Below are 22,267 nucleotides of genomic sequence, written 5' to 3'. Positions count from 1 at the left end.
CCGTTGTGTTGTCAGCGTTTTTGTATGTACGTAATCGCCAGCGCTACCGCGAGCACCAGACCTTTTATAATGTCCATGGCGTAATACGGCACGGAAAGCATCACCAGCCCGTTCGACAGCACGCCGAGAATAACCGCCCCGACCAGGGTCCCCAGCGCATTCGGCTTGCCGGACCCGGCCAGCGAGAAGCCAATCCACGCCGCCGCCACCGCATCCATCAGGTATCCGCCGCCCGCATTCACCTGCGACGAACCAATGCGCGAGGCCAGCAAAATCCCGCCCAGGCCCGCCAGCAGGGAGGCAATCACGTAGGCCGCCACCTTGTAGCGGGTGGTGCGAATCCCCGAGAGGCGCGCCGCTTCCGGGTTACCGCCAATGGCGTACATCCGACGGCCGTGCGTGGTCAACGAGAGGCCCAGCTGCGCCAGAACCGTCACCACCAGCATGATGATCACAATCGTCGGCACCTGCCCCAGCAGGCTGAACGTCGCCGGAATGGTGCCTTCCGCCATGTCGCCGCTCGGCAGCACCATGTTCTCGGTAATCGACCCGCCGTAGCTGTAGGTCATCGCCACGCCCTGGATCACAAACAGGCTGGCCAGCGTCGCGAGCATGTCCGGAATGCGCAGGATGACGATCAGAAAGGCGTTAAACAGCCCCACCAGCGTGCAGAGCGCGAGGGTGATCAGAATCGACTCGGTGGTGCCGAAGCCGTGCCAGACGAAAAGGGAAATCACCAGCGCGTTCGCCAGCGACGCGGTCGATCCTACGGAGAGATCGAACCCGCCGATGGTCAGCGAGATCGACACGCCGATAGCTATCACCGTCACGATGGCAATCGAACGCAGAATATTGATGATGTTGTTTGGATCGAGGAAGCTGTCCGACGCCAGGCCAAAGACGGCCACCAGCGCGACGACGGTTAACAGCATGCCCCACTTGTAGAGAAAATCGAAAATCTGCTGACGGCCAGACGCCGTCGCGTTTACTGAAAGGGCCTTGCTCACGACGCCGTTCCTCCGGTTGAATAATAAAGTAGTGTCTCTTCACGGGCCTCGGCTCCGGCGATTTCCGCCACGATGCGCCCGTCCCACAGCACGCAGATGCGGTCGCACAGCCCGACCAGCTCGGCAAACTCGCCCGAGGCGTAAATGACCCCTTTGCCCTCGCGCGCCAGGCCGTCAATCAGCTGGAACAGATCGGTTTTGGCCTTCACGTCCACGCCTTTGGTTGGCTCGTCGAAGATCAGCACGCTCGCATCATTGCGCAGCCACTTGCCGATGGCGACCTTCTGCTGGTTGCCGCCGGAGAGACGTCGCAAAACCTGCCCGGGACCGCGGGCGCGCACGCCGACGCGGGCAATCACCTCCTCCGCCCAGCGCCACGCCTGACGATGGCCAAACAGGCTCCAGCGCGAGAAGCTGTTATCGGCGCACACGGCAAGGTTCATGCTCACCGGCTCGTCGATAAAAATGCCCTCTTTGCGCCGCTCTTCCGGCACCAGCGCCAGGCCGCGCAGCACCGAGTCCGCCGGATCGCGCGGCTGCCAGGGCTGTTGATTCAACTCACCGCGCGACACGCGGCTTTTGCTGGCGCCAAACAGCGCCTTACAGAGTTCTGTTTTGCCCGCGCCCGCCAGCCCGGCAATACCGAGAATTTCGCCCTTACGCAGGTGCAAGGAGATATCTTTCAGCAGCGCGTCGTCGTGCAGCCCTTCTACCCGCAGCAACGTTTCGGCGCCGTGCGGCGGCCGCGCGGGCGGGTAGATATCGCTCAGCACGTGGCCGAGCATCTTCTCGACGATCGCTTCGCCGCTGAGATCGGCCATCGGGCCGGACTCAATCAGCTTGCCGTCGCGCAGCACCGTCAGGGTGTCGCAGATGGCCTTCAGCTCGTGAATGCGGTGGGAGATAAACACCACGCCGATGCCCTGCTGCTTTAACCGTCTCACCACCGCAAACAGGCGCTCGCTCTCGTGCGCGTCCAGCGGCGCGGTGGGCTCATCAAGAATGAGAAAACGGCAGTGGTGTGACAGGGCGCGCGCCAGCAAAATCTGCTGCTTTTCGGCAAGCGTGCAGCTGTCGATGGAACGGCGGACGTCCAGCGTAACGTCAAGCTGCGCCAGCGCCTGTCTCGCCTGCTGGCGGACGTCGCGCCAGCGGAAGCGATGCCCCGGCTGCGCCAGCTGGTCGAGCATGATGTTCTCGGCGATGCTTAACCCCGGGATCAGCGCCACGTCCACCTCCTGCTGCACGAGGTGGATCCCCAGCCGTTTGGCGTCGAGCGGTTCGCGGATCGTCACCGACTGGTTGTTAATGCTGATCTCACCCTCATAGTTGTCGTGCGTCCCGCACAGCACCGCCATCAGCGTCGATTTCCCCGCGCCGTTGGCGCCGGTCAGCGCATGTACCGATCCGCCGGTTAAGGTGAAGTTCACGCGCGACAGCGCCTGAAAGCCGGAAAAGGCCAGGCTGATACCGCGCATTTCAAGGCGACTGGAAACCATCCGCGTAAATCCTTCATTACTCTTCTGATTTATCGAATTTTTCACAGCTCCGGTTGACTGACAACGACGGAAAAGGCATAAGTTAAAGCGAAATATTATTAGCCATCCGGATGTCCAGACATAACATCGGGTTAGCGCTTGCTAAAAAAGGACAACACCATGAGCAACACCGATATCCGCGTCGTGCCTGGCCCGGCGAACTACTTCTCCCATCCCGGAAGCCTTGCGCATCTGAATGACTTCTTTACCCCGGAACAGCTTTCCCGTGCGGTGTGGATCTACGGCGAGCGCGCTATCGACGGCGCGCGCCCTTTCCTGCCTGAGAGCTTTCACGCGCCGGGGGCGAAACACCTGCTGTTTAAAGGCCACTGCAGCGAGCGCGACGTCACCCATCTGGTGAACGAATCCGGCAGTGACGCCAGCGTGGTGATTGGCGTCGGCGGCGGTGCGGTACTGGATACCGTCAAGGCCGTGGCGCGTCGTCTGGGCGTGCCGTTCGTGGGCATCCCCACCGTTGCCGCCACCTGCGCGGCGTGGACCCCGCTCTCCGTCTGGTACAACGATGCAGGTCAGGCGCTGCATTTTGAGATCTTCGACGACGCCAACTTCCTGGTGCTGGTAGAGCCGCAGATCGTCCTTAACGCCCCGGCGGAATACCTGCTGGCGGGCATCGGCGATACGCTGGCGAAGTGGTACGAAGCGGTTGTGTTGGCACCTGAGCCGCAGAACCTGCCGCTGACCGTGCGGCTGGGCATCAACGGCGCGCTGGCGATCCGCGACGTGCTGCTGGAGTACAGTGAGGAAGCACTGGCCGACCAGCAGCGCGGCGAACAGACGCAGGCGTTTCGGGACGTGGTGGATGCGATTATCGCCGGCGGCGGGATGGTCGGCGGGTTGGGCGAACGCTATACCCGCGTGGCGGCGGCGCATGCGGTGCACAACGGTTTAACCGTGCTGCCGCAGACCGAAAAATACCTGCACGGTACCAAGGTGGCCTACGGCATTCTGGTGCAGAGCGCCCTGCTCGGCCAGGACGACGTGCTGGCGCAACTGGTGACGGCGTACCAGCGCTTTAACCTGCCGACCACGCTTCGCGAGCTGGACGTCGACATCAATAACCGGGAAGCGCTGGATAAGGTCATTGCCCACACCCTGCGCCCGGTGGAGTCGATTCACTATCTACCGGTTGCGTTAACGCCTGACGTTCTGCGCGCCGCGTTTGAGAAAGTGGAATCCTTCAGCCGTTAATCGCGCCGACAGGCTATACCTAATGATGATTCTTTCTACTCTTGCAACGAGGTCATCATGCAGATCGATTTAACAGGTAAAAAGGCGCTGGTTACCGGTGCCAGCCGCGGGTTGGGTCGGGCTATTGCACTCTCGCTGGCGCGCGCCGGTGCGGATGTGATTATTACGTATGAAAAATCTGCCGATAAAGCCCAGGCGGTCGCCGATGAGATTAAGGCGCTGGGACGACACAGCGAAGCCGTGCAGGCGGACAGCGCCAGTGCGCAGGCGATTCAGGATGCCGTCACCCATGCGGCACGTTCCCTTGGCGGGCTGGACATTCTGGTCAACAATGCCGGGATCGCGCGCGGCGGCCCGCTGGAGTCCATGACGCTGGCGGATATTGACGCCCTTATCAACGTCAACATCCGCGGCGTGGTGATCGCCATTCAGGAAGCGCTGGTGCACATGTCCGACGGCGGGCGCATCATCAACATCGGCAGCTGTCTGGCAAACCGCGTGGCGATGCCGGGTATTGCCGTTTACTCGATGACGAAGTCCGCTCTTAACTCCCTCACCCGCGGTCTGGCCCGTGATTTAGGACCGCGCGGCATTACCGTAAACCTGGTGCACCCCGGCCCCACCAACAGCGATATGAACCCGGAAGACGGCGAACAGGCGGAAGCCCAGCGCCAGATGATTGCGGTCGGTCACTACGGCCAGCCGGAAGACATCGCGGCGGCGGTCACCTTCCTCGCCAGCCCGGCTGCCGGGCAGATCTCCGGTACCGGTCTCGATGTGGACGGTGGTTTGAACGCCTGATCGCACATTTCCTGCAAGCCTCTGTCGTCCGGCAGAGGCCTTCCCGAGCACCCTCGACGGTTCACGTTTTGCCGCTTTCTCCCGGTTTTTCTCCGCTCTACAGTACCCCATTAGAAATTCGGAATTTATCTAATAGTCTTATTATTTCCTTATATTCTGTGTGGGCGTACAGTGGAGGTACGGATGAAGATTGTCTGGTCCAATGGTGCAAAGAAGGCGTTTTCAAAGATTGACGAGCGGTATCAGCGACGCATTGAGGTAAAGCTTACTGAGCTGGATGACCGCTCGGCTCCCCGGCCCGATATCAAAAAAATATCGGCGACAGAAAATCATTTCCGGTTACGCGTTGGCGATTACCGCATCGTCTATACGCTTCGGGACGATCCCGATGACCATTGTTATGTTTTGGCCGTCAAGCGCAGAACTTCAACGACTTACCTGCATGAGGAGAGTGCCACCTATGGCTGTACAGCTAATCAAGGACGATAACGGGAAAACGCAGTACGCCGTTATTCCCTATCACGAATATTTTCGTATGCTCTTACAGATGTCAGAAATTGACGACGAAACCGATGACGATCTGGAGGATATTGAGGTCGAACACGATAGTCTGGATGACGTGGAATTGCCCGGAGAAGTGTGCAGCATCATGACCTGGCAGAACGTCAGCCTGCAGGCCGCGTGGCGTATCCTGCGTGGGTTATCCCAGCAGGAGGTGGCGGAGAAACTCGGTATCAGCCAGTCCGCCGTGTCACAGCTGGAAGCGCTGGACTCCCGTCCGCAAAAACGCACCCGCGAAAAGCTGGCGGCGATCTACGGCTGTAAGCAGGAGCAGATCAGCCTCTATCTCCCGAAAGAGGGTTAACAGCACTTCGCCCCGCCCTTGCCGCCGTAGCGGGCGTCCTGGCGGTCACGGAAAAATTCTTCGTAGGTCATTGGCGTCTGGTCCGGATGGTTGACGCGCATATGCTCGACGTAGTTGTCGTAGTCCGGCACGCCAATCATCATTTTGGCGGCCTGGCCCAGGTACTTACCGGCTTTGGAAAGGGTGTCGAACATGATTCTGATCTCACAGGGAATGTAGGCCGGGTAAGGCGAAGCCGCCACCCGGCACAAAGGTTAGTGCGCCCCTTTCGCCTGGGTCACAATCTCTTCCAGGTTTTCAGGCATTGGCTCGTACGGCGTCTCTTTCGCCGTTGGCTTATCGTTTTTCAACGCCGCCAGCGCGGTCTTGAGAGAATACAACGCCAGCACCACGACCACCACCATAAAGAAGATGGTCAGCCCGGCGTCCAGACGGTTGTTAAACACCAGCTGAGACAGCTGCGACTCGGTGTACTGCGCCGGGATCTTACCGCTGTCGATCATCGCCTGGAACTTGTTGGCGATCGCCAGGAAGCCCACTTTGTTGTCCGGGCTGAAGGCCTTCTGCCAGCCCGCCGTCAGGGTACAAATCAGCAGCCACGCGGTTGGCACTAATGCCACCCAGGCGTAACGCTGGCGCTTCATCTTGAACAGCACCACCGCGCAGAGCATCAGCGCCATACCTGCCAGCATCTGGTTGGCGATACCGAACAGCGGCCACAGGGTGTTAATCCCGCCCAGCGGATCGACCACGCCCTGATGCAGGAAGTAGCCCCACGCCAGCACGCACAGCGCCGTCGCCAGCAGGTTAGCCGGGAGCGAATCGGTACGCTTCAGGTTCGGGGAGATCACCCCCAGCAGGTCCTGCAGCATAAAGCGCGCCGCACGGGTTCCCGCATCCACCGCCGTCAGGATAAACAGCGCTTCAAACAGAATGGCGAAGTGATACCAGAACGACACGTCCATCAGCCCACCCAGCGCGCCGTGGAGAATATACGCCATGCCCACCGCCAGCGTTGGCGCCCCGCCCGCACGGGAGATAATCGACTGCTCGCCCACTTCACTGGCGATGCTCGTCAACGTATCAGGGGTAATCGCAAACCCCCAGCCGCTCACCACCTGCGCGGCGGAGGCCACCACGTCAACGGTTCCAGCCGGTGCCAGCACCGCCATCGGGCTGTTCATCGCGAAGTACACACCCGGGTCGATGATACAGGCCGAGACCAGCGCCATGATGGCGACGAAGGACTCCATCAGCATGCCGCCGTAGCCAATCAGGCAGGCCTGATTTTCATTCGCCAGCATCTTCGGCGTCGTCCCGGAGGCGATCAGCGCGTGGAAGCCGGACACCGCGCCGCAGGCAATGGTAATAAACAGGAACGGGAACAGGTTACCGGTCCAGACCGGGCCGGTGCCGTCGATAAATTTGGTTAACGCAGGCATGGTCAGGGTCGGGCGCATAATCAGAATGCCGATCGCCAGCCCAATGATGGTGCCGATTTTCAGGAAGGTAGAGAGGTAGTCACGCGGGGCCAGCAGCAGCCACACCGGCAGCACCGCCGCCACAAAGCCGTAGCCCACCAGCATCCAGGTCAGTTGTACGCCGGTAAAGTCGAAGAACGGCGCCCAGGTCGGGCTTTCCGCCACCCAGCCGCCGGAGATAATGGCGAACACCAGGAATACCAGACCAATCACCGACACTTCACCAATGCGCCCCGGGCGCAGATAGCGAATGTAGATCCCCATAAACAGCGCCAGCGGAATGGTAAAGGCTACGGTATAGGTTCCCCACGGGCTGTGGGTCAGCGCTTTCACCACTATCATCGCCAGCACCGCGAGGATGATCACCATGATCATAAAGGTCGCCACCAGCGCAATCACCCCGGCGGTGGCCCCCATCTCCTCTTTCACCAGCTCACCCAGCGAACGTCCGTCGCGGCGGGTGGAGACAAACAGCACCATAAAGTCCTGTACCGCCCCCGCCAACACCACCCCGGCGAGGATCCAGATCATCCCCGGCAGGTAACCCATTTGCGCCGCCAGCACCGGACCCACCAGCGGGCCTGCCCCGGCAATCGCCGCAAAATGGTGACCGAACAGCACTTTCTTGTCGGTCGGCACGTAGTCCAGCCCGTCGTTGTGGCGGACGGCTGGCGTCATGCGCGTCGCATCAACGCCTAACACGTTCTTTGCGATATAGCGGCCATAAAAACGGTACGCGATCAGATAAATGCAGACGGAGGCGACAACGATCCAGAGCGCGTTGATCTGCTCCCCCCGGTTGAGGGCGATATAGCCCAGGGCAAAGGCTCCCACAACGGAGAGCCCTGCCCATGTAAGGTATTTCCCTGAGTTGTTCATAGTTGTTGTCCGTTGTTGTGAAACAGTGAGATGTTACATTTTGTTTCTAGAACAACCGGAAAAATTTAACAACTTTGAAACGCAATAATGCGTGGTCAAACCAGAGATTTACACCACAGTGTTAAGCCGATCACTTTGATCTGCCTGGGCTAGCCCAACACCATCGTACTCAGCCGGCAGGTGCAGCACCGCCGCCCCTGCTCGTCGAAGACCACGATCTCCCAGCTTTGGCTCGAACGCCCAAGATGCAGCGGCTGGCACACCCCGCGTACCTTACCGTGGGAGACCGCGCGATGGTGCGTGGCGTTCAGCTCCGTCCCCACCACGCTCTGCCCGTCGCGGGTCATCAGAAAACCGGCCATTGAGCCCAGCGTCTCCGCCAGCGCCGCCGACGCGCCGCCGTGCAGCAGGCCAAACGGCTGGTGGGTACGCGCATCCACCGGCATCTCCGCTTCCAGCGTGTCGTCGCCGATACGGGTATAGACAATGCCGAGATGCGCCACCAGGGTGTTCAGGCTGGTCGCGTTCAGCTCCTCGAGCGGTATATGACGTTTCCAGATCATCTTACGCCCCCAGCGTGGAGCCGCCGTCCACCACAATATCCTGCAGGGTGATATGGCTGGCGGCATCGGATGCCAGGAACAGCACCGTGCTGGCAATCTCCTGCGGACGGGCGATTTTGCCGAGCGGAATGCCGAGCTTAAACTGCTCGCCGAAGCCACGGATGCGCTGCTGCTCCGCATCGTCGCTTTTCCACAGGGTGCGCTGCATATCGGTATCCGTTGAGCCTGGCGACACCAGATTACAGCGCACGCCGCTGCCTGCCAGCTCCAGCCCGACGGTCAGAGCCAGGCTTTTCAGCGCCGCTTTCGATGCGCCATAGGCGCTCATGCCGATGCGCGGCGTGTGCGCCGCATCGGACGCCACGGTAACAATCGCCCCGCCCTGCTGACGGCGGAACTGGCCCATGGTCAGCTGGAACAGATTGAACGCGCCGCCGACGTTGACCGCGAAGGTCTGCTGCCAGTCCTCCTGCGAGAGCTGGTCCGTTGCCCCCATGCGCAGAATGCCCGCCGCGTTGACCAGCACGTCCAGACGCTCAAGCGTTGTCAGCACGCGCCCGCACACCTCATGCACCTGCGCGGCGTTCGCCACGTCCAGCGTTTCGGTGGCGAACGGGTAATCATCCTGCGGAAACGCCAGATCGAACCCGGTCACCTGCGCGCCGGCTTCGGCGAACGCCAGAGCCGTCGCGTAGCCAATCCCCTTCCCCGCGCCCGTCACCCAGACGGTTTTACCGGTGAAATCCAGTCCCATCACTTCACCTCGCGGGAAAGCAGTGCCCACCAGGCGTCGATTGTTGGATTTTTTGCCAGCATCACGAAGTCGATATCGCCATGTACTTTGCGCCAGCGGGCTGCCAGCGCCATCATGCGTACCGAGTCCAGGCCGTAGTCGATCAGGTTTTCGTCATCCATCGGCTCGTCGGACTCGTCCAGCAGCGGCAGGATCAGCTCGCGCAGCGCGGTTTTGGTCGCCGGAACGGACGGCAGCAGCTCGTCGGTCATTACCACGCGGCCCGAGCGTCCTGCCACGTAGTTCAGCGACATCAGATGCTCGTCACGGGTAAAGTCCGCCAGCGCGTCGGCAATGAAGAACGGCTTAATGTCGCGCATAAAGGCATCGGTGGCGGTGGTCATACAGCCGATGTGGGCGTACACGCCGGTAATCAGCAGCTGGTTGCGGCCCGTTTCTTTCAGCATCTGCTCCAGCGGAGAGCGGTGAAACGCGCTGTAGCGCCACTTCACCAGCACCGTGTCCGCTTCGTCCGGTGTCAGCTCTGCGACGATGCGCTGCTGCTCCGGCGAGCGGGTCAGGCCCGGCCCCCACATGTCGTTCAGCAGGGCGCGGTCTTCGTCGCTCTGCTCTTTCGGCTGAGCGGTGTAGTACACCGGGATATTGTGTTCTTTGCACCAGGCGCGCAGTCTGGCGATGTTCGCCACCACCTGCTGCATCATCTCGCTGTTTTCGCCCCAGAAGTTCAGGAAATACTCCTGCATATCGTGGATCAGCAGCGCCGCGCGCTCGGGCTCAAACGTCCAGTTCACCTTGCTGGTCGGCAGCTCTGCGGCGGTCGGCAGCGCGTAAGCGGTTAATTTTGGAATGGCCATACTCTTTTCCTCAGCCCCGGGCGCGTTCAGCAAGCCACAGGCGCAACTGTTTCTTATCGACTTTGCCGACAGGCGTCAGCGGGAGCGCATCCACGCTCTCCACTCGGTCCGGCAGCTTGAATTCGGCGACGCCCTGCTCGCGCAGGAAGCGACGCACCTCAACCGCGCGCAGGGGCTGTTTCGCCACCAGATACGCGCAGCTTTTTTCGCCCAGCAGGCTGTCCTCCATGCTCACCAGCGCGGCGTGGATCACCGCCTCATGGCGCAGCAGCAGGTTTTCGATCTCTTCTGCGGCAATCTTCTCGCCGCCGCGGTTGATCTGATCCTTCTCGCGTCCCTGCACGGTGATGTAGCCCTGCTCGTCAATGGCGATAAGATCCCCGGAGCAGTAAAAGCCGTCGGCGTCGAAGGCGCTGGCGTTGTGTTCCGGGCTGTTGAAATAGCCGCGGAAGGTATACGGACCGCGCGTCATCAGACGCCCGACTTCCCCGCGCGGCAGCGGGTTGCCGTGCTCGTCCGCCACCCACACTTCGTCGTCCGGACACATCGGGCGGCCCTGGGTGTTGATGATGCGCTCCGGCGCGTCGTCGAGCGCGGTGTAGTTCACCAGCCCTTCCGCCATGCCGAACACCTGCTGAAGCTGGCAGCCGATTTCTGCCGGAATGCGCGCCGCGAGCGTGGCGGAGAGGCGTGCGCCGCCCACCTGCAGCAGCTTCAGGGAGTTAAGCTGCGCGTTGCCCGCGCCGTCGGCAATCGCCTGCAGCCAGAGGCTCACCGCCGGCGGGACCAGCGAGGTGACGTTAATCTGATGCTGTTCGATCAGCGGGAAGCAGAGCGTCGCGCTCGGATCGTTCGCCAGCACCACGCAGCCGCCCGCCGTGAAGACGCCCAGCGATCCCGGCGAACTCATGGCGTAGTTATGCGCCGCAGGGAGCGCGTTCAGATAGCGGGTGTGCGCAGTAATGCCGCAGATCTCGTTGCTGCGGCGAATGCTGTAGTCATAGTCGTTGTGCGTGCGCGGGATCAGCTTCGGCGTGCCGGTGCTGCCGCCGGAGAGCTGGAAGAATGCCACTTTGTCGGCGGGCGTCGGGTTAGGGATGAAGTTGTCCGCCGGGCGCGCAATCACCGCGTCCAGGGCATATTCACCCTTATCGCCGCGCAGGAGCACGACGCGCACCGAGCGATGTTCATCCACAAAGGTATGAAGAAAATCATCGCCCGCAAACAGCGCATGGTCGCGATCGGCGATCAGCACGGCGGGGTTGATCTGCGCCGCGTAGGCGTTCAGCTCGCTGCGCTGGTGGCTAAAGAGCGCGTTGACCGGCGCGACGCCGATTTGCAGCAGCGCGAAGAAGGTCATGTAGAACTCGGCCACGTTGCCAAGCTGCACCAGCGCCGTCTCGCCACGCTGTAGCCCACGCGCCTGAAGGGCTGAGGCCAGGTTGTTCACGGCCTGATTCAGCGCGCGGTAGGTAATGTGGCGATCGCCATCGATAATCGCCATCGCATCGCTGTCCGCCCGATCCGTCAGGATGTGGGTCAACGGCAGATCCTGCCAGTAGCCTTTTTCACGGTAGCGGCGGGCAAATGCCTCAGGCCAGCGGGTAAAGGGAATGGTCATGAGTCTTCCTTAGTGCAAACCAAACACGTTGAGCATGGTGGAGAGCTTCACGCCCGTCTCGCGCCACTCGCCCACCGGGGAGGAGGCAGGCACAATGCCCGCACCGGCAAACAGGCGAACGGTATTTTCGCGAAGACGCGCGCAGCGGATGGTCACCACCCACTCGCCGTTGCCTTCGCTGTCGCACCAGCCGACGATGCCGCCGAACAGCTCGCGGTCGAACGGCTCCAGCTCGGCGATCAGGTCTTTCGCCACCTGATGCGGGAAACCGCTCAGCGCCGGCGTCGGGTGCAGCAGACAGGCCAGGGTCAGGGCGTTTTCATTTTTACGCGCCTCGCCTTCTACCGGCGTTGCCAGATGCCACAGCGTCGGCGTGGTAATCAACTGAGGCGAATCCGGCATGCTGAGATGGTGGCTGCGCGGTGCCAGAATGGCTTTCATCGCCTGGGTCACCAGGTCGTGCTCGTGACGGTCCTTTTCGGAGGCCAGCAGCTTGTTGCCTGCTTCACGATCAAGCACGTCGTCCGGCTGACGACGCGCGGAGCCTGCCAGCGGCAGCGAGCTAAAGTGCCCACCCTCTTTGCGCAGCAGCAGCTCCGGGCTGGCGCCGAGCAGTACGCCGCCGTCTTCCAGCGGCACGTGGAAGTTAAAGCTCGCCGGGTTCTGGGCGATCAGGCGCTCCATCAGCGCGCCACTATCAATGTGCTTATCGGTCGTGATATCAATCAGGCGCGACAGCACCACCTTGTTCACCTGCGGCGTGGCAGTGAGCGACGCGGCGCGGGCAACCATCTCTTCGAACACGGGCTGCGGCGGGATCTCGGTGCGTTGTTCCACCTTCAGCGCCTGCGAGCCGGAAAAATAGCGTGCGGACTGCTGACGCGCCGGACGGGAAAAGGTCTGCCAGCGCTGTGGAATAAACAGAGAGGATGGCTTGCGGGTATCGAACGGGATAGCCCCTACCATCACCGGATGGGCGATGCCGCTGGCCTTCGCGTTCTGGAAAGCCTGGGCTAATTTCTGCTGGAAACGGCCTGCCTGATCGTCGCCGCCAACGGCGGGTTCACTGAAGCGGGCAAAGCAGCCGGACGTGGTAAAGCTGCGGTAAGGCGACATAAAGAAAAAGCGGTCTGATTCGAGCGTGTTTGCGGTGTGCTGAACTTCCTCAGCCAGGGACGTATCCATATCATCCTCCTCAAAATGATAAAAGAAGCAATAATGATTATCATTTATATTTTCGTCGGCTAACCTAATCCCACATCGCTTCGCTGTCAACCGTCGGGCAAATAACTTGTGCGACAAAAGCTTGCATCCCTTCGCGGCAACCATGAAAATGAGAAGCATTATCTTCAACAAAAACAGGATGTCGCGCTGTGAAATTCCCCGCCGTATTTCGTATTACCCTGCTTTTACCTGGACTTATTGTTTTCGGACTTGCCTCAGCCGCTGCCGCCGACTGGCCGCGTCAGGTAACCGACAGCCGCGGCGTTCACACGCTTGAGAGCAAACCGACGCGCATTGTCTCCACCAGCGTGACCTTAACCGGCTCCCTGCTGGCGATTGACGCACCGGTCGTCGCCAGCGGCGCGACCACGCCGAATAACCGCGTGGCGGATGGGCAGGGCTTCCTGCGCCAGTGGGGTGATATCGCGAAGCAGCGGAAGGTTGCGCGACTGTACATTGGCGAGCCGAGCGCTGAAGCGGTCGCCGCGCAAATGCCGGATCTGATTTTGATCAGCGCCACCGGCGGGGATTCCGCACTGGCGCTGTACGATCAGCTCTCCGCCATCGCCCCGACGCTTATCATCAACTACGACGACAAGAGCTGGCAGGCGCTGCTAACTCAGTTGGGCACCATCACCGGACAGGAAAAGCAGGCCGCTGAGCGCATTGCCGCGTTTGATAAACAGCTCGCGCAGGTGAAACAGCAGATGAAGCTGCCGCCGCAGCCGGTGAACGCCATCGTCTACACCGCCGCCGCGCACAGCGCCAACCTGTGGACCGCGGAATCCGCGCAGGGCAAGCTGCTGCACCAGCTGGGCTTTGCGCTGGCGGAGCTGCCTGCCGGATTGCAGACCTCAACTAGCCAGGGCAAGCGCCACGACATTATCCAGCTAGGCGGCGAAAACCTGGCGACGGGACTGAACGGCGAAGGGCTGTTTGTGTTTGCCGGTGACGAGAAAGACGTGAAGGCGATTTACGGCAACCCGCTGCTCGCGCATCTGCCGTCGGTGAAGAACAAGCGCGTCTGGGCGCTGGGAACGGAGACGTTCCGCCTGGATTATTACAGCGCGATGTTAGTATTAGACAGATTGAATGCGTTGTTTAAGTAGGCATTTTCCCTCCCTCTCCCTGTGGGAGAGGGCCGGGATGAGGGCATCAGGCCGCACCGTCGTTCAACACACTCTCCTGCCTGAACCGCCGCAATTCCACCAACGCCACTAACAAAATTCCACCAACTATCGCTAACGCAAACCCGCTGCTGCTCGCCGACGCCACCGGGGTCATTATCGCCCCCAGCCCGCCGAGGATCGCCGCGCCGATGGCATCGCCCGTGACGTTCTGCGCCGTCCACAGACCGTTGATGCGCCCGAGCATCCCTTCCGGCGTCTGGGTCTGGATCAGGGTGTACTGCAACAGCGAGCTGATGGCGCTCAGCCAGCCGAAAATCACCAGACACAACACGCCCAGCGCCCACACCGGCATCAGGCTAAAGAAGCCGATGGCGATAAACGAGGCCAGCGTGGCAAGCAGCATAATCAGCCCCGGACGCGCACTCTGCGCCAGGTTGCCGCTGGTCAGCGCCCCGCACGCCGCGCCGAGCGGAATGGCGGCGTAGAGAATGCCAATTTCCGAGGCGCTCATCTGCCACTCTCCCGCCAGTGCCGGGTAGAGCACGCGCACGGCGCTCGCCATGGTCAGCAGGCCGCCGAGCAGCGCAATGCCGCCAATCAGCGGGTTGCTGAACAGGAAACGAATAGCGGCCATCAGTGATTTCAGCGGATGCTCGCGCGGCTGCGGCGGAGGCGGCAGCAGCGGCAGGCGCAGCAGCGTCAGCGTGGTGATGAAGGTCCCCGCCGCCGCCAGCCCGTAGTTCCACGCCACGTTGCCGGTTGCCAGCAGCAGGCCGCCCACCATCGGCGAAATCACCGAGCCGAGGCGCACGGTGAGCATGGTGATCGCCCCCGCCTGCATCAGGTTATCGCGCCCGACCAGCGCGGGCGTCGCCGCCAGCAGCGCCGTCACGCCTAAGGAGGCAAAGAAACCGTCCCACAGCCCGAGGGCATAAATGGCGATCAGCGACGGCTCCGGCAGCATCGCGTTCAGGCACAGCCCGATAAAGCCCACGCCGCAGGTGCCGCGCGCCAGCAGGATCAGCTTCTTGCGCTCGTAGCGGTCCGCCATTACGCCGCCGACCATCAGGCCGATAAACATCGCTCCGCCGGTTAACGTCACCGATAACCCCACCAGCCAGCTGGAGTGGGTCATAGTCTGGATCTGTACCGGCACGGCCACGCCGAGCAGGCCGAGGGATAAAATGGAGATAAAACGAGCGATAAAAACGGCGCGATACGCCGGGTGCGTTTTGAGCAGGCTGAGGTTGAGCAGCCAGGGTTTTTGATTCATGACAAAGCCTTGAGTGTAATTCTACCCATTCCATGGGCGCACATGCTAACATAGCCAAATAAGATAGATAACGATAATCACTATCATTATCAAATCATGGATGTTGCTATGTCGTTTTCCTCTTCTTCGGTGCGCGCCGTTGCCGTGCCCGTTTTATTGCTGCTATTGAGCCTGGCGATTGCACTCAGCCTGCTGGTTGGCGCGAAGCCTCTGCCCGCGTCCGTTATCGTTGATGCGCTCTCCGGTACCTGCCAGAGCGCCGACTGCGTCATTGTGCTCGACGCCCGCCTGCCCCGCACCCTTGCCGGACTGCTGGCCGGTGGCGCGCTCGGCCTTGCCGGTGCCCTGATGCAAACCCTCACCCGTAACCCGCTGGCCGACCCCGGCATTCTCGGCGTGAACTCCGGTGCCAGCTTTGCCATCGTGCTGGGCGCGGCGCTGTTCGGGTTGACGTCGCCCTCTGAACAGCTGGTGATGGCCTTCTGCGGCGCGCTGGCCGCCTCGCTGGTGGTCGCGTTTACCGGCAGCCAGGGCGGCGGCCAGCTGAGCCCGGTGCGCCTGACGCTGGCGGGCGTGGCGCTCGCGGCGGTGCTGGAAGGCTTATCCAACGGCATCGCCCTGCTCAACCCGGACGTTTACGACCAGCTACGCTTCTGGCAGGCCGGTTCGCTGGATATCCGCACTCTTGAAACCCTGAAAGTGGTGGCGATCCCGGTGATGATTGCCGCTGCCGTGGCGCTGTTTTTAAGCCGGCCGCTCAACAGCCTGAGCCTCGGCAGCGACACCGCGACAGCCCTCGGCAACCGCGTGGCACGTACGCAGTTGATTGGTCTGTGCGCCATCACCGTGCTGTGCGGCAGCGCGACCGCCGTGGTCGGCCCGATCGCCTTTATTGGCCTGATGATGCCGCACATGGCGCGCTGGCTGGTAGGTGCGGATCACCGCTGGTCGCTGCCGGTGACGCTGCTGGCCACCCCTGCCCTGCTGCTGTTTGCCGACGTGCTGGGCCGCCTGCTGGTGCCCGGCGAGCTGCGCGTATCGGTGGTCAGCGCCTTTATCGGCGCGCCGGTGCTGATCTTCCTCGTACGCCGTAAACGCGGAGGTGGCGCATGATGGCTCCGTCCCGTCGTTTACTCACCAGCGTCTCGCTGCTGGTTATCGCCATTCTGCTGCTGGCGGTCTGGAGCCTGCAAAGCGGCGCGGTGACGCTCGATTTCACCCAGGTGCTTAACGCCCTGCTCGGCAGCGCGCCGCGCAACATCACCCTGGTTGTCACCGAATGGCGACTGCCGCGCGTGGCGATGGCGATTCTGGTCGGCGCGGCGCTCGGCGTGAGCGGTGCGATATTCCAGTCACTGATGCGCAACCCGCTCGGCAGCCCGGACGTGATGGGCCTCAATACCGGGGCCTGGAGCGGCGTGCTGGTGGCGATGGTGCTGTTTGGTCAGCACCTGACGGCCATTACCTTTACGGCAATGGCGGGCGGCATTCTGACCTCCTTACTGATCTGGGCGCTGGCCTGGCGCAACGGCATCGATACCTTCCGGCTGATCATTATCGGAATCGGCATCCGCGCCATGCTGATGGCCTTTAATACCTGGCTGCTGCTGCAGGCCTCGCTGGAAACGGCGCTTTCCGCCGGGCTGTGGTACGCAGGTTCTCTCAACGGCCTGACGTGGGGCAAAACCTGGCCCGCCGCGCCGCTGATTGTGCTGATGTTTATCGGCGCGCTGCTGCTGGTGCGACGCATGCGGCTGCTGGAGATGGGCGACGACAGCGCCTGCGCGCTGGGCGTGAGCGTCGAACGCTCGCGCCTGATGCTGATGCTGGTCGCCGTACTGCTGACCGCCGCCTCCACCGCTATCGCCGGGCCGATCTCGTTTATTGCCCTCGTCGCGCCGCATATCGCGCGGCGACTTAGCGGTACCGCGCGCTGGGGATTAACTCAGGCGGCGCTATGCGGCGCTGTGCTGCTGCTGGCCGCCGATCTCTGCGCCCAGCGGCTGTTTATGCCTTACCAGCTTCCGGTGGGCGTGGTGACCGTCAGCCTCGGCGGGATTTACCTTATCGTCTTGCTCGTTCAGGAGTCACGCAAGAAATGACAGATTCAATCACCCGCTTGCGCGGCGAACATCTCACCCTCGGCTACGGCAAAAAAATCGTTGCCCGTGACTTATCCGTTGCCATTCCGGACGGCCACTTCACGGCGATTATCGGCCCGAACGGCTGCGGCAAATCGACCCTGCTGCGCACGCTGAGCCGCCTGATGACGCCGGTGGAGGGCAGTGTCTTACTGGACGGGGAGCAGATCCAGCGTTTCGCCAGCAAAGAAGTGGCCAGGCGCATCGGGCTGCTGGCGCAAAACGCCACCACGCCGGGGGACATCACGGTGCAGGAGCTGGTCTCGCGCGGGCGCTACCCGCACCAGCCGCTGTTTACCCGCTGGCGTAAAGAGGACGACGAGGCGGTCAGCCGCGCGATGCAGGCGACGGGCATCACCGATCTCGCCCAGCAGAGCGTGGACACCCTTTCCGGCGGCCAGCGTCAGCGGGCGTGGATCGCGATGGTGCTGGCGCAGGAAACGTCTATCATGCTGCTGGACGAGCCGACGACCTGGCTGGATATCAGCCATCAGATTGACCTTCTGGAGCTGCTGAGCGAGCTGAACCGCACGCAGGGGTATACCCTGGCAGCGGTGCTGCACGATTTAAACCAGGCGTGCCGCTACGCTACGCATCTGATTGCCTTGCGAGACGGGGAGATTGTGGCGCAGGGCGCGCCGAAAGAGATTGTGACGCCGGAGCTGATCGAGCGGATCTACGGCATGCGCTGCATGATTATTGACGATCCGGTGGCGGGTACGCCGCTGGTGGTGCCGCTTGGAAAGCGTGCGGTCTGATGTCCCCTCACCCTGACCCTCTCCCCAAAGGGGAGAGGGGACGATTACACCCTCTCCCCTTTGGGGAGAGGGCTGGGGTGAGGGGCTTTTGACGTTATCCCAATATCTCCCTCAAAACCGGCCCTATCTTCTCAAACGCCTGCGGTGAAATGATATCCACGTGGGCGCAGTCCTGACTGTACACCTCCAGTTCCGCCACCCACGGCGCCCAGGCGGCCTGCAGATCCATCGTTCGGGTGCGCTCGGCGACGAACAGCGTCGCTTTGCCGTCAAACCGCGCGCTGTGCGCCGTGGTGAGCAGCCGCACCGCGTCGGCGTAGTTGCCTTCGATAGCGTTAAACAGCTCGCTGGAGCCCTGCCCCTGCTGGGCGGCGATAAACGCCTGACGCTCGCGCTCGATTTCCGCCAGCACTTCCGGGTCGAGGCCGTTGGCCTCTTTCTCCGCCCAGTTCTGGGTTTCCGGCGGCCAGGTATCCAGCAGGCCGAGGAAGGCTACCTCTTCACCCTGCTCGCGCAGACGGGCTGCAATCCCTTGTGCCAGCGTCCCCCCGAGGGAATAGCCGAACAGATAATACGGCCCTTGCGGCTGCTGCATACGCAGCGTATTCAGATGATGCTCAATCACTCCATCCAGATCCGCACACTGCTGCATCGGCCCGTCCGGACGCGGCGACTGAACGCCGACGATTGACCAGCGCGGGCTGAGGTAGCGCGCCAGCACGCTAAACTGCCAGGCGAAGCCGGAAGCCGGATGGAAGCAGAATAGCGTCGGGCCGCCGCTCTCGCGCAGCGGCAGAAGCGTTTCATACCCCAGACGCTGCGCCTGCTCGTCGCTCATCTGCGAGTCCAGCAGCGTGCTCAGCTTGCTCACCGTGGAGGCGACCATAATCTGCCCCGGCGTAACCTTGCGCTCGAACGCGCGGCTTAGCTGCGCGGCCAGGCGCATCGCCAGCAGCGAGTGGCCGCCGAGGGCAAAGAAGTCGGCCTCAATGTCGTTCACCTCGCAGCCCAGCAGCGCGGCAAAGGCCTGCGCGACGGCGATTTCGGTTTCGCTTTCCGGCGCCCGCCCGGAGGTTTTACCGGTCAGCTCCGGCAGCGGCAGCGCCTTGCGGTCAAGCTTGCCGTTGGCGCTCAGCGGCAGCGCGCTGATTTGCAGCAGCACCACCGGCACCATATGCGGCGGCAGCTGTGCCTTGAGCGATTCGAGCAGCGCGTCGCGGTCCAGCGGTAAGCCGGTTTCAGAAACCACGTACCCCACCAGCTGCCGGGCATCGCCGCCCGTTGCCGCCGCCCGGTTGAACACGCAGGCGTGCGCCACGGCCTGAGCCACGTCCGGCAGCGACAGCATCGCCCGGTCGATTTCACCCAGCTCGATGCGCTGGCCGCGAATTTTAAGCTGGTCGTCGCTGCGGCCCAGATACTCCACCGCGCCGTTGTCCAGCCAGCGGGCAACGTCTCCGGTGCGGTACATTCGCTCGCCCGGCGCAAACGGGTCGGCGATAAAGCGGCTGGCGGTGAGGTCCGGACGGCCCAGATACCCCTGCGCCAGCTGAATGCCGGTGAGATAGAGATCGCCCGCCACGCCGAACGGCACCGGGCGCATCATCGCGTCCAGAATGCGCAGCCCCGTGTTCCACACCGGGAAGCCAATCGGCACGCTGTTGCCCTCCACCGCCGCCAGCTCGGGACCAAACGCCGGATACCAGCTCACGTCCACCGCCGCTTCCGTCGGGCCATAGAGGTTGTGAAGCGGCGCATGGGTCAACTGCTCCCACTCGCGGCACAGTTCGGTTGGCAGCGCTTCGCCGCTGCAGAACACCTGCTTAAGGGTTTTACAGCACGCAACGTTTTCCGGCGTCAGCGAGGCAACAAACGCCGCCAGCATCGACGGCACGAAGTGGGTGGTGGTCACGCCGTACCGGGTGAAGAAGCTCTGCATCGCCTGGGGATCGCGGTGCGCGTCCGGCTCGGCCATCACCAGCTTCGCCCCGGCGATAAACGGCCACCAGAACTCCCACACCGACACGTCAAAGCTGCACGGCGTTTTCTGCGCCACCACGTCCGTCGCGTCCAGCGGGTAATGATCCTGCATCCACTTCAGGCGGTTAACGATGGCGGTATGGCCGACCATGACCCCTTTAGGGCGCCCCGTCGAGCCGGAGGTAAAGATGATGTACGCCGTCTGCTCCGGCGTCGCCAGCCGCAGCGGCTCAGCACCCGCAGCCGGTAACAGTGTGTTGTAACTAAACGTCTCGACGGACAGATCGCTAAAGCGCGGAAGCTGTTCGTCGGTAGTAATGAGCAGGGACGGCTTCGCGTCCTCAAGCATCATCCGCAGGCGGTCGTCCGGGTAGCCGGTGTCGAGCGGCAGCCACGCGGCGCCCGCCTCCACAATGCCGTGCAATGCTAACGTCAGGAACACCGAGCGCGGCAGGGCCACCGCCACGCTGTCGCCCGGCTTCACGCCGCGCGCGCGCAGCAGGTTTGCCAGCGCGACCACCTGCTCGCGCATCTGGCGATAGTTCAGCTCAACGTGCGCGTCCGCCAGCGCAGGGGCGTCCGGCGTTTTGCTCGCCTGCTCCGCCACCAGATCCGCGAGCGTGGTGGACGGCAGCGCCAGTCCGGTATCGTTGATGCGCGCCAGTTGCTGATACTCCTGCTCTGAAACGGTTTCCACTTCGCCACAGCGCAGGTCCGGATTAGCCGCAAACTGCCTCAGCATCGCGTTCAGACGCGCGACGTTACGCGTCAGCGTCGCATCGTCGTAGCGCTGCTTATTGGCGAGGATCTCAATGCTCAACCCGCCCTGCTCGTCCGGGAACAGCGCCAGCTCCAGATCGTTCACCGGGCCGGTCGCCAGCGTGTGGGTGATGGCCTCCACGCCGTCGATATCCAGCTGGTAGTCGAACACTTTCACGTTCAGCACCGGGCCGAACAGCGCTTCATCGCCCGCTGCTTTCCCGCTGTCGCGCACGATCTGCTCGGCGTCGTAGCGCTGGTGGCGGCGCATTTTTTTCAGCTGGTTCGCCAGGCGCAGCGCCAGCGAGGGCAGGCTCTCCTGCGGATCGATATTGACCGCCAGCGGCAGGACGTTAAGCACCGGCCCGGTCGCGGTGAGCGCCGCGGAGCCCATGCGGCGCATAAAGATAAACCCGGCGGCGTAGTCCAGCCGTCCGGTCAGGCGGCCCAGCCAGAGCGCTACCAGCGCAAGCGCCAGGTCGGTGCGCTGTACCTTTTCTGCCGCCTGCGCAAGCTGACTAAAAGCACGACCGTCGGCGGCGATTTTCAGGCGCAGGATATCCGTTGTCGCGGCTCGGCCCGGCAGCGGTGTGGAGGAGAGCGAGACCGGAGAAGGCAACTCCTTGCGCTGCTCTGCCCAGAAGGCACCGTCGCGCTGGTACGCCTCGCTGTCGCGATAGCGCTGATACTCGTCCACCACCTCTTCAAACGGCGTAAACGGAGATGCGGGCGTAGGTTCGCCCTTTTTCCACGCGGCGTAAATCGCGGCGATCTGGCGGGTAATGGCCGGGAAACTGAAGCCATCCACCACCAGATGGTGATAGCGCTGATACCAGTACCAGTGGCTTTCACCCACCTGAATCAGCTGCTGAAACGCCAGCGGCTGATCGCTGTCGACGCGCAGGTTCTGGTCAAGATCGGATTCCATCAGCGTCACGGCGGCGTCGTGAGAGTTAACGCGAACGATGGACGGCTCAGGCAGGATCGTGGACTCGTCCACCCACTGCCACACCTCGCCGTTCTCCTCGGCAAAACGCATCCGCAGGGTATCGGCCTGCATCATGCCTTCAGCAATCGCTTTTGCCAGCAGCGGCGCGTCGATATCGCCTTTCAGTTCGGTGTAGTGCGCCACGCTCCAGGCGTTTGGCAGCGTGGACAGCTGTTCCGCCATCCAGATACCCGGCTGGGCGGCGACGAGAGGAAGACGGTTCATGCGCTTCCCTCCGCAAAATGGGACGGCTCAAGCGTGTGCCAGTGCCCGGCAAGCCACTGCTGGCACGCCTCCTGAGACTGTGCTTCACACACCACGTGCCACCCCGCCGGCAGTTCGCACTGCTGCGGCCACAGGCTGTACTGCCCCTGGTCGTTTTGCAAAATGGCGAACTGTCCCTGCGGATTATCGAAAGGATTGCTGAATTCCATACAGACTC

General features: G+C 62.4%; 20 protein-coding genes. 8 read left to right on the top strand and 12 right to left on the bottom strand.

Going from position 1 to position 22,267, the window contains the following annotated elements; translation table 11 throughout:
- Positions 1-11: 11 nt before the first annotated feature.
- Together OTG14_RS01655 and OTG14_RS01650 are read right to left on the bottom strand one after the other, a co-directional pair.
- Positions 12-1,007: an ABC transporter permease gene (locus OTG14_RS01655; protein WP_045909610.1), complete on the bottom strand. Its 996-nt coding sequence runs from the start codon at positions 1,005-1,007 to the stop codon at positions 12-14.
- On the bottom strand, positions 1,004-2,506 hold the full coding sequence (locus OTG14_RS01650) for a sugar ABC transporter ATP-binding protein (RefSeq protein ID WP_267214495.1): 1,503 nt from the start codon (positions 2,504-2,506) through the stop codon (positions 1,004-1,006). Before OTG14_RS01650 ends, OTG14_RS01655 begins: the two co-directional genes overlap by 4 nt.
- Positions 2,507-2,665: 159 nt before the next feature.
- Between OTG14_RS01650 and OTG14_RS01645 the strand changes: the two genes are divergently transcribed.
- The 4 genes from OTG14_RS01645 to OTG14_RS01630 all read left to right on the top strand — a co-directional run bounded on the left by OTG14_RS01645 (position 2,666) and on the right by OTG14_RS01630 (position 5,420).
- Positions 2,666-3,754, top strand: a complete 1,089-nt coding sequence (locus tag OTG14_RS01645) for an oxidoreductase (protein WP_267214494.1) — start codon at positions 2,666-2,668, stop codon at positions 3,752-3,754.
- A gap of 57 nt (positions 3,755-3,811) precedes the next feature.
- Complete coding sequence (locus OTG14_RS01640) at positions 3,812-4,555, top strand: SDR family NAD(P)-dependent oxidoreductase (protein ID WP_024906989.1); 744 nt, start codon at positions 3,812-3,814, stop codon at positions 4,553-4,555.
- 183 nt (positions 4,556-4,738) lie between these two features.
- A complete protein-coding gene (locus OTG14_RS01635; protein ID WP_267214493.1) occupies positions 4,739-5,044 on the top strand; it encodes a type II toxin-antitoxin system RelE family toxin in 306 nt (101 codons plus the stop codon).
- Complete coding sequence (locus tag OTG14_RS01630; RefSeq protein WP_045909615.1) at positions 5,016-5,420, top strand: helix-turn-helix domain-containing protein; 405 nt, start codon at positions 5,016-5,018, stop codon at positions 5,418-5,420. The genes OTG14_RS01635 and OTG14_RS01630 overlap by 29 nt, the downstream gene beginning before the upstream one ends.
- Here the strand turns inward: OTG14_RS01630 and OTG14_RS01625 are convergent.
- From OTG14_RS01625 to entC, 7 genes are all read right to left on the bottom strand, one after another.
- The gene (locus tag OTG14_RS01625; RefSeq protein ID WP_006809671.1) at positions 5,417-5,614 is read right to left on the bottom strand and encodes a YbdD/YjiX family protein; all 198 of its coding nucleotides are present in this window, start codon (positions 5,612-5,614) and stop codon (positions 5,417-5,419) included. The genes OTG14_RS01630 and OTG14_RS01625 overlap by 4 nt on opposite strands.
- A 60-nt stretch (positions 5,615-5,674) precedes the next feature.
- Entirely contained in the window at positions 5,675-7,780 is a 2,106-nt protein-coding gene (gene cstA, locus OTG14_RS01620; protein ID WP_024906987.1) for a pyruvate/proton symporter CstA, read from the bottom strand.
- A 149-nt stretch (positions 7,781-7,929) separates the two neighbouring features.
- Positions 7,930-8,343: a proofreading thioesterase EntH gene (gene entH / locus OTG14_RS01615; RefSeq protein ID WP_048993150.1), complete on the bottom strand. Its 414-nt coding sequence runs from the start codon at positions 8,341-8,343 to the stop codon at positions 7,930-7,932.
- 1 nt (position 8,344) lies between these two features.
- Positions 8,345-9,091 (bottom strand): 2,3-dihydro-2,3-dihydroxybenzoate dehydrogenase EntA, encoded by a 747-nt coding sequence (gene entA, locus OTG14_RS01610; RefSeq protein ID WP_194266114.1) that lies wholly within the window; start codon positions 9,089-9,091, stop codon positions 8,345-8,347.
- A 5-nt stretch (positions 9,092-9,096) separates the two neighbouring features.
- Entirely contained in the window at positions 9,097-9,951 is an 855-nt protein-coding gene (locus OTG14_RS01605) for an isochorismatase (RefSeq protein WP_267214492.1), read from the bottom strand.
- A gap of 10 nt (positions 9,952-9,961) precedes the next feature.
- On the bottom strand, positions 9,962-11,572 hold the full coding sequence (entE, locus tag OTG14_RS01600) for a (2,3-dihydroxybenzoyl)adenylate synthase EntE (RefSeq protein ID WP_267214491.1): 1,611 nt from the start codon (positions 11,570-11,572) through the stop codon (positions 9,962-9,964).
- Positions 11,573-11,581: 9 nt separating this feature from the next.
- A complete protein-coding gene (gene entC, locus OTG14_RS01595; protein ID WP_267214490.1) occupies positions 11,582-12,757 on the bottom strand; it encodes an isochorismate synthase EntC in 1,176 nt (391 codons plus the stop codon).
- Positions 12,758-12,945: 188 nt separating this feature from the next.
- On the opposite strand from entC, the gene fepB reads away from it, so the two are divergent.
- Positions 12,946-13,905: a Fe2+-enterobactin ABC transporter substrate-binding protein gene (gene fepB / locus OTG14_RS01590; RefSeq protein WP_267214489.1), complete on the top strand. Its 960-nt coding sequence runs from the start codon at positions 12,946-12,948 to the stop codon at positions 13,903-13,905.
- A 46-nt stretch (positions 13,906-13,951) separates the two neighbouring features.
- Here fepB and entS read toward each other — a convergent pair whose 3' ends face one another.
- Entirely contained in the window at positions 13,952-15,199 is a 1,248-nt protein-coding gene (entS, locus tag OTG14_RS01585) for an enterobactin transporter EntS (RefSeq protein ID WP_267214488.1), read from the bottom strand.
- Positions 15,200-15,307: 108 nt separating this feature from the next.
- Between entS and fepD the strand changes: the two genes are divergently transcribed.
- Genes fepD through fepC form a run of 3 tightly spaced genes read left to right on the top strand, consistent with a single transcriptional unit; the run spans position 15,308 to position 18,098 of the window.
- Complete coding sequence (gene fepD, locus OTG14_RS01580; RefSeq protein ID WP_267214487.1) at positions 15,308-16,312, top strand: Fe(3+)-siderophore ABC transporter permease; 1,005 nt, start codon at positions 15,308-15,310, stop codon at positions 16,310-16,312.
- On the top strand, positions 16,312-17,301 hold the full coding sequence (gene fepG / locus OTG14_RS01575) for an iron-enterobactin ABC transporter permease (protein WP_267215184.1): 990 nt from the start codon (positions 16,312-16,314) through the stop codon (positions 17,299-17,301). Before fepD ends, fepG begins: the two co-directional genes overlap by 1 nt.
- On the top strand, positions 17,298-18,098 hold the full coding sequence (gene fepC / locus OTG14_RS01570) for an iron-enterobactin ABC transporter ATP-binding protein (protein WP_267214486.1): 801 nt from the start codon (positions 17,298-17,300) through the stop codon (positions 18,096-18,098). Before fepG ends, fepC begins: the two co-directional genes overlap by 4 nt.
- A 94-nt stretch (positions 18,099-18,192) precedes the next feature.
- Here the strand turns inward: fepC and entF are convergent, their stop codons facing one another.
- Positions 18,193-22,050, bottom strand: a complete 3,858-nt coding sequence (entF, locus tag OTG14_RS01565) for an enterobactin non-ribosomal peptide synthetase EntF (RefSeq protein ID WP_267214485.1) — start codon at positions 22,048-22,050, stop codon at positions 18,193-18,195.
- Positions 22,047-22,259 carry an MbtH family protein gene (locus tag OTG14_RS01560; protein WP_267214484.1) on the bottom strand — a complete coding sequence of 71 codons (213 nt, stop codon included), beginning with the start codon at positions 22,257-22,259 and terminating at the stop codon, positions 22,047-22,049. The genes entF and OTG14_RS01560 overlap by 4 nt, the downstream gene beginning before the upstream one ends.
- Positions 22,260-22,267: the final 8 nt, after the last annotated feature.

This window comes from Enterobacter pseudoroggenkampii (assembly GCF_026420145.1).
Lineage (GTDB): Bacteria > Pseudomonadota > Gammaproteobacteria > Enterobacterales > Enterobacteriaceae > Enterobacter > Enterobacter pseudoroggenkampii.
The sequence above is the reverse complement of the archived record's forward strand: the minus strand, read 5'-3'. Positions and strand labels throughout refer to the sequence as shown.

Excerpts from the sequence above, each read along its gene's own strand:
- OTG14_RS01650 (WP_267214495.1), bottom strand. The coding sequence starts at position 2,506 with ATGGTTTCCAGTCGCCTTGAAATGCGCGGTATCAGCCTGGCCTTTTCC.
- OTG14_RS01645 (WP_267214494.1), top strand. The coding sequence starts at position 2,666 with ATGAGCAACACCGATATCCGCGTCGTGCCTGGCCCGGCGAACTACTTC.
- OTG14_RS01640 (WP_024906989.1), top strand. The coding sequence starts at position 3,812 with ATGCAGATCGATTTAACAGGTAAAAAGGCGCTGGTTACCGGTGCCAGC.
- OTG14_RS01635 (WP_267214493.1), top strand. The coding sequence starts at position 4,739 with ATGAAGATTGTCTGGTCCAATGGTGCAAAGAAGGCGTTTTCAAAGATT.
- OTG14_RS01630 (WP_045909615.1), top strand. The coding sequence starts at position 5,016 with ATGGCTGTACAGCTAATCAAGGACGATAACGGGAAAACGCAGTACGCC.
- OTG14_RS01625 (WP_006809671.1), bottom strand. The coding sequence starts at position 5,614 with ATGTTCGACACCCTTTCCAAAGCCGGTAAGTACCTGGGCCAGGCCGCC.
- cstA (WP_024906987.1), bottom strand. The coding sequence starts at position 7,780 with ATGAACAACTCAGGGAAATACCTTACATGGGCAGGGCTCTCCGTTGTG.
- entH (WP_048993150.1), bottom strand. The coding sequence starts at position 8,343 with ATGATCTGGAAACGTCATATACCGCTCGAGGAGCTGAACGCGACCAGC.
- OTG14_RS01605 (WP_267214492.1), bottom strand. The coding sequence starts at position 9,951 with ATGGCCATTCCAAAATTAACCGCTTACGCGCTGCCGACCGCCGCAGAG.
- entE (WP_267214491.1), bottom strand. The coding sequence starts at position 11,572 with ATGACCATTCCCTTTACCCGCTGGCCTGAGGCATTTGCCCGCCGCTAC.
- entC (WP_267214490.1), bottom strand. The coding sequence starts at position 12,757 with ATGGATACGTCCCTGGCTGAGGAAGTTCAGCACACCGCAAACACGCTC.
- entS (WP_267214488.1), bottom strand. The coding sequence starts at position 15,199 with ATGAATCAAAAACCCTGGCTGCTCAACCTCAGCCTGCTCAAAACGCAC.
- fepD (WP_267214487.1), top strand. The coding sequence starts at position 15,308 with ATGTCGTTTTCCTCTTCTTCGGTGCGCGCCGTTGCCGTGCCCGTTTTA.
- fepG (WP_267215184.1), top strand. The coding sequence starts at position 16,312 with ATGGCTCCGTCCCGTCGTTTACTCACCAGCGTCTCGCTGCTGGTTATC.
- fepC (WP_267214486.1), top strand. The coding sequence starts at position 17,298 with ATGACAGATTCAATCACCCGCTTGCGCGGCGAACATCTCACCCTCGGC.
- entF (WP_267214485.1), bottom strand. The coding sequence starts at position 22,050 with ATGAACCGTCTTCCTCTCGTCGCCGCCCAGCCGGGTATCTGGATGGCG.
- OTG14_RS01560 (WP_267214484.1), bottom strand. The coding sequence starts at position 22,259 with ATGGAATTCAGCAATCCTTTCGATAATCCGCAGGGACAGTTCGCCATT.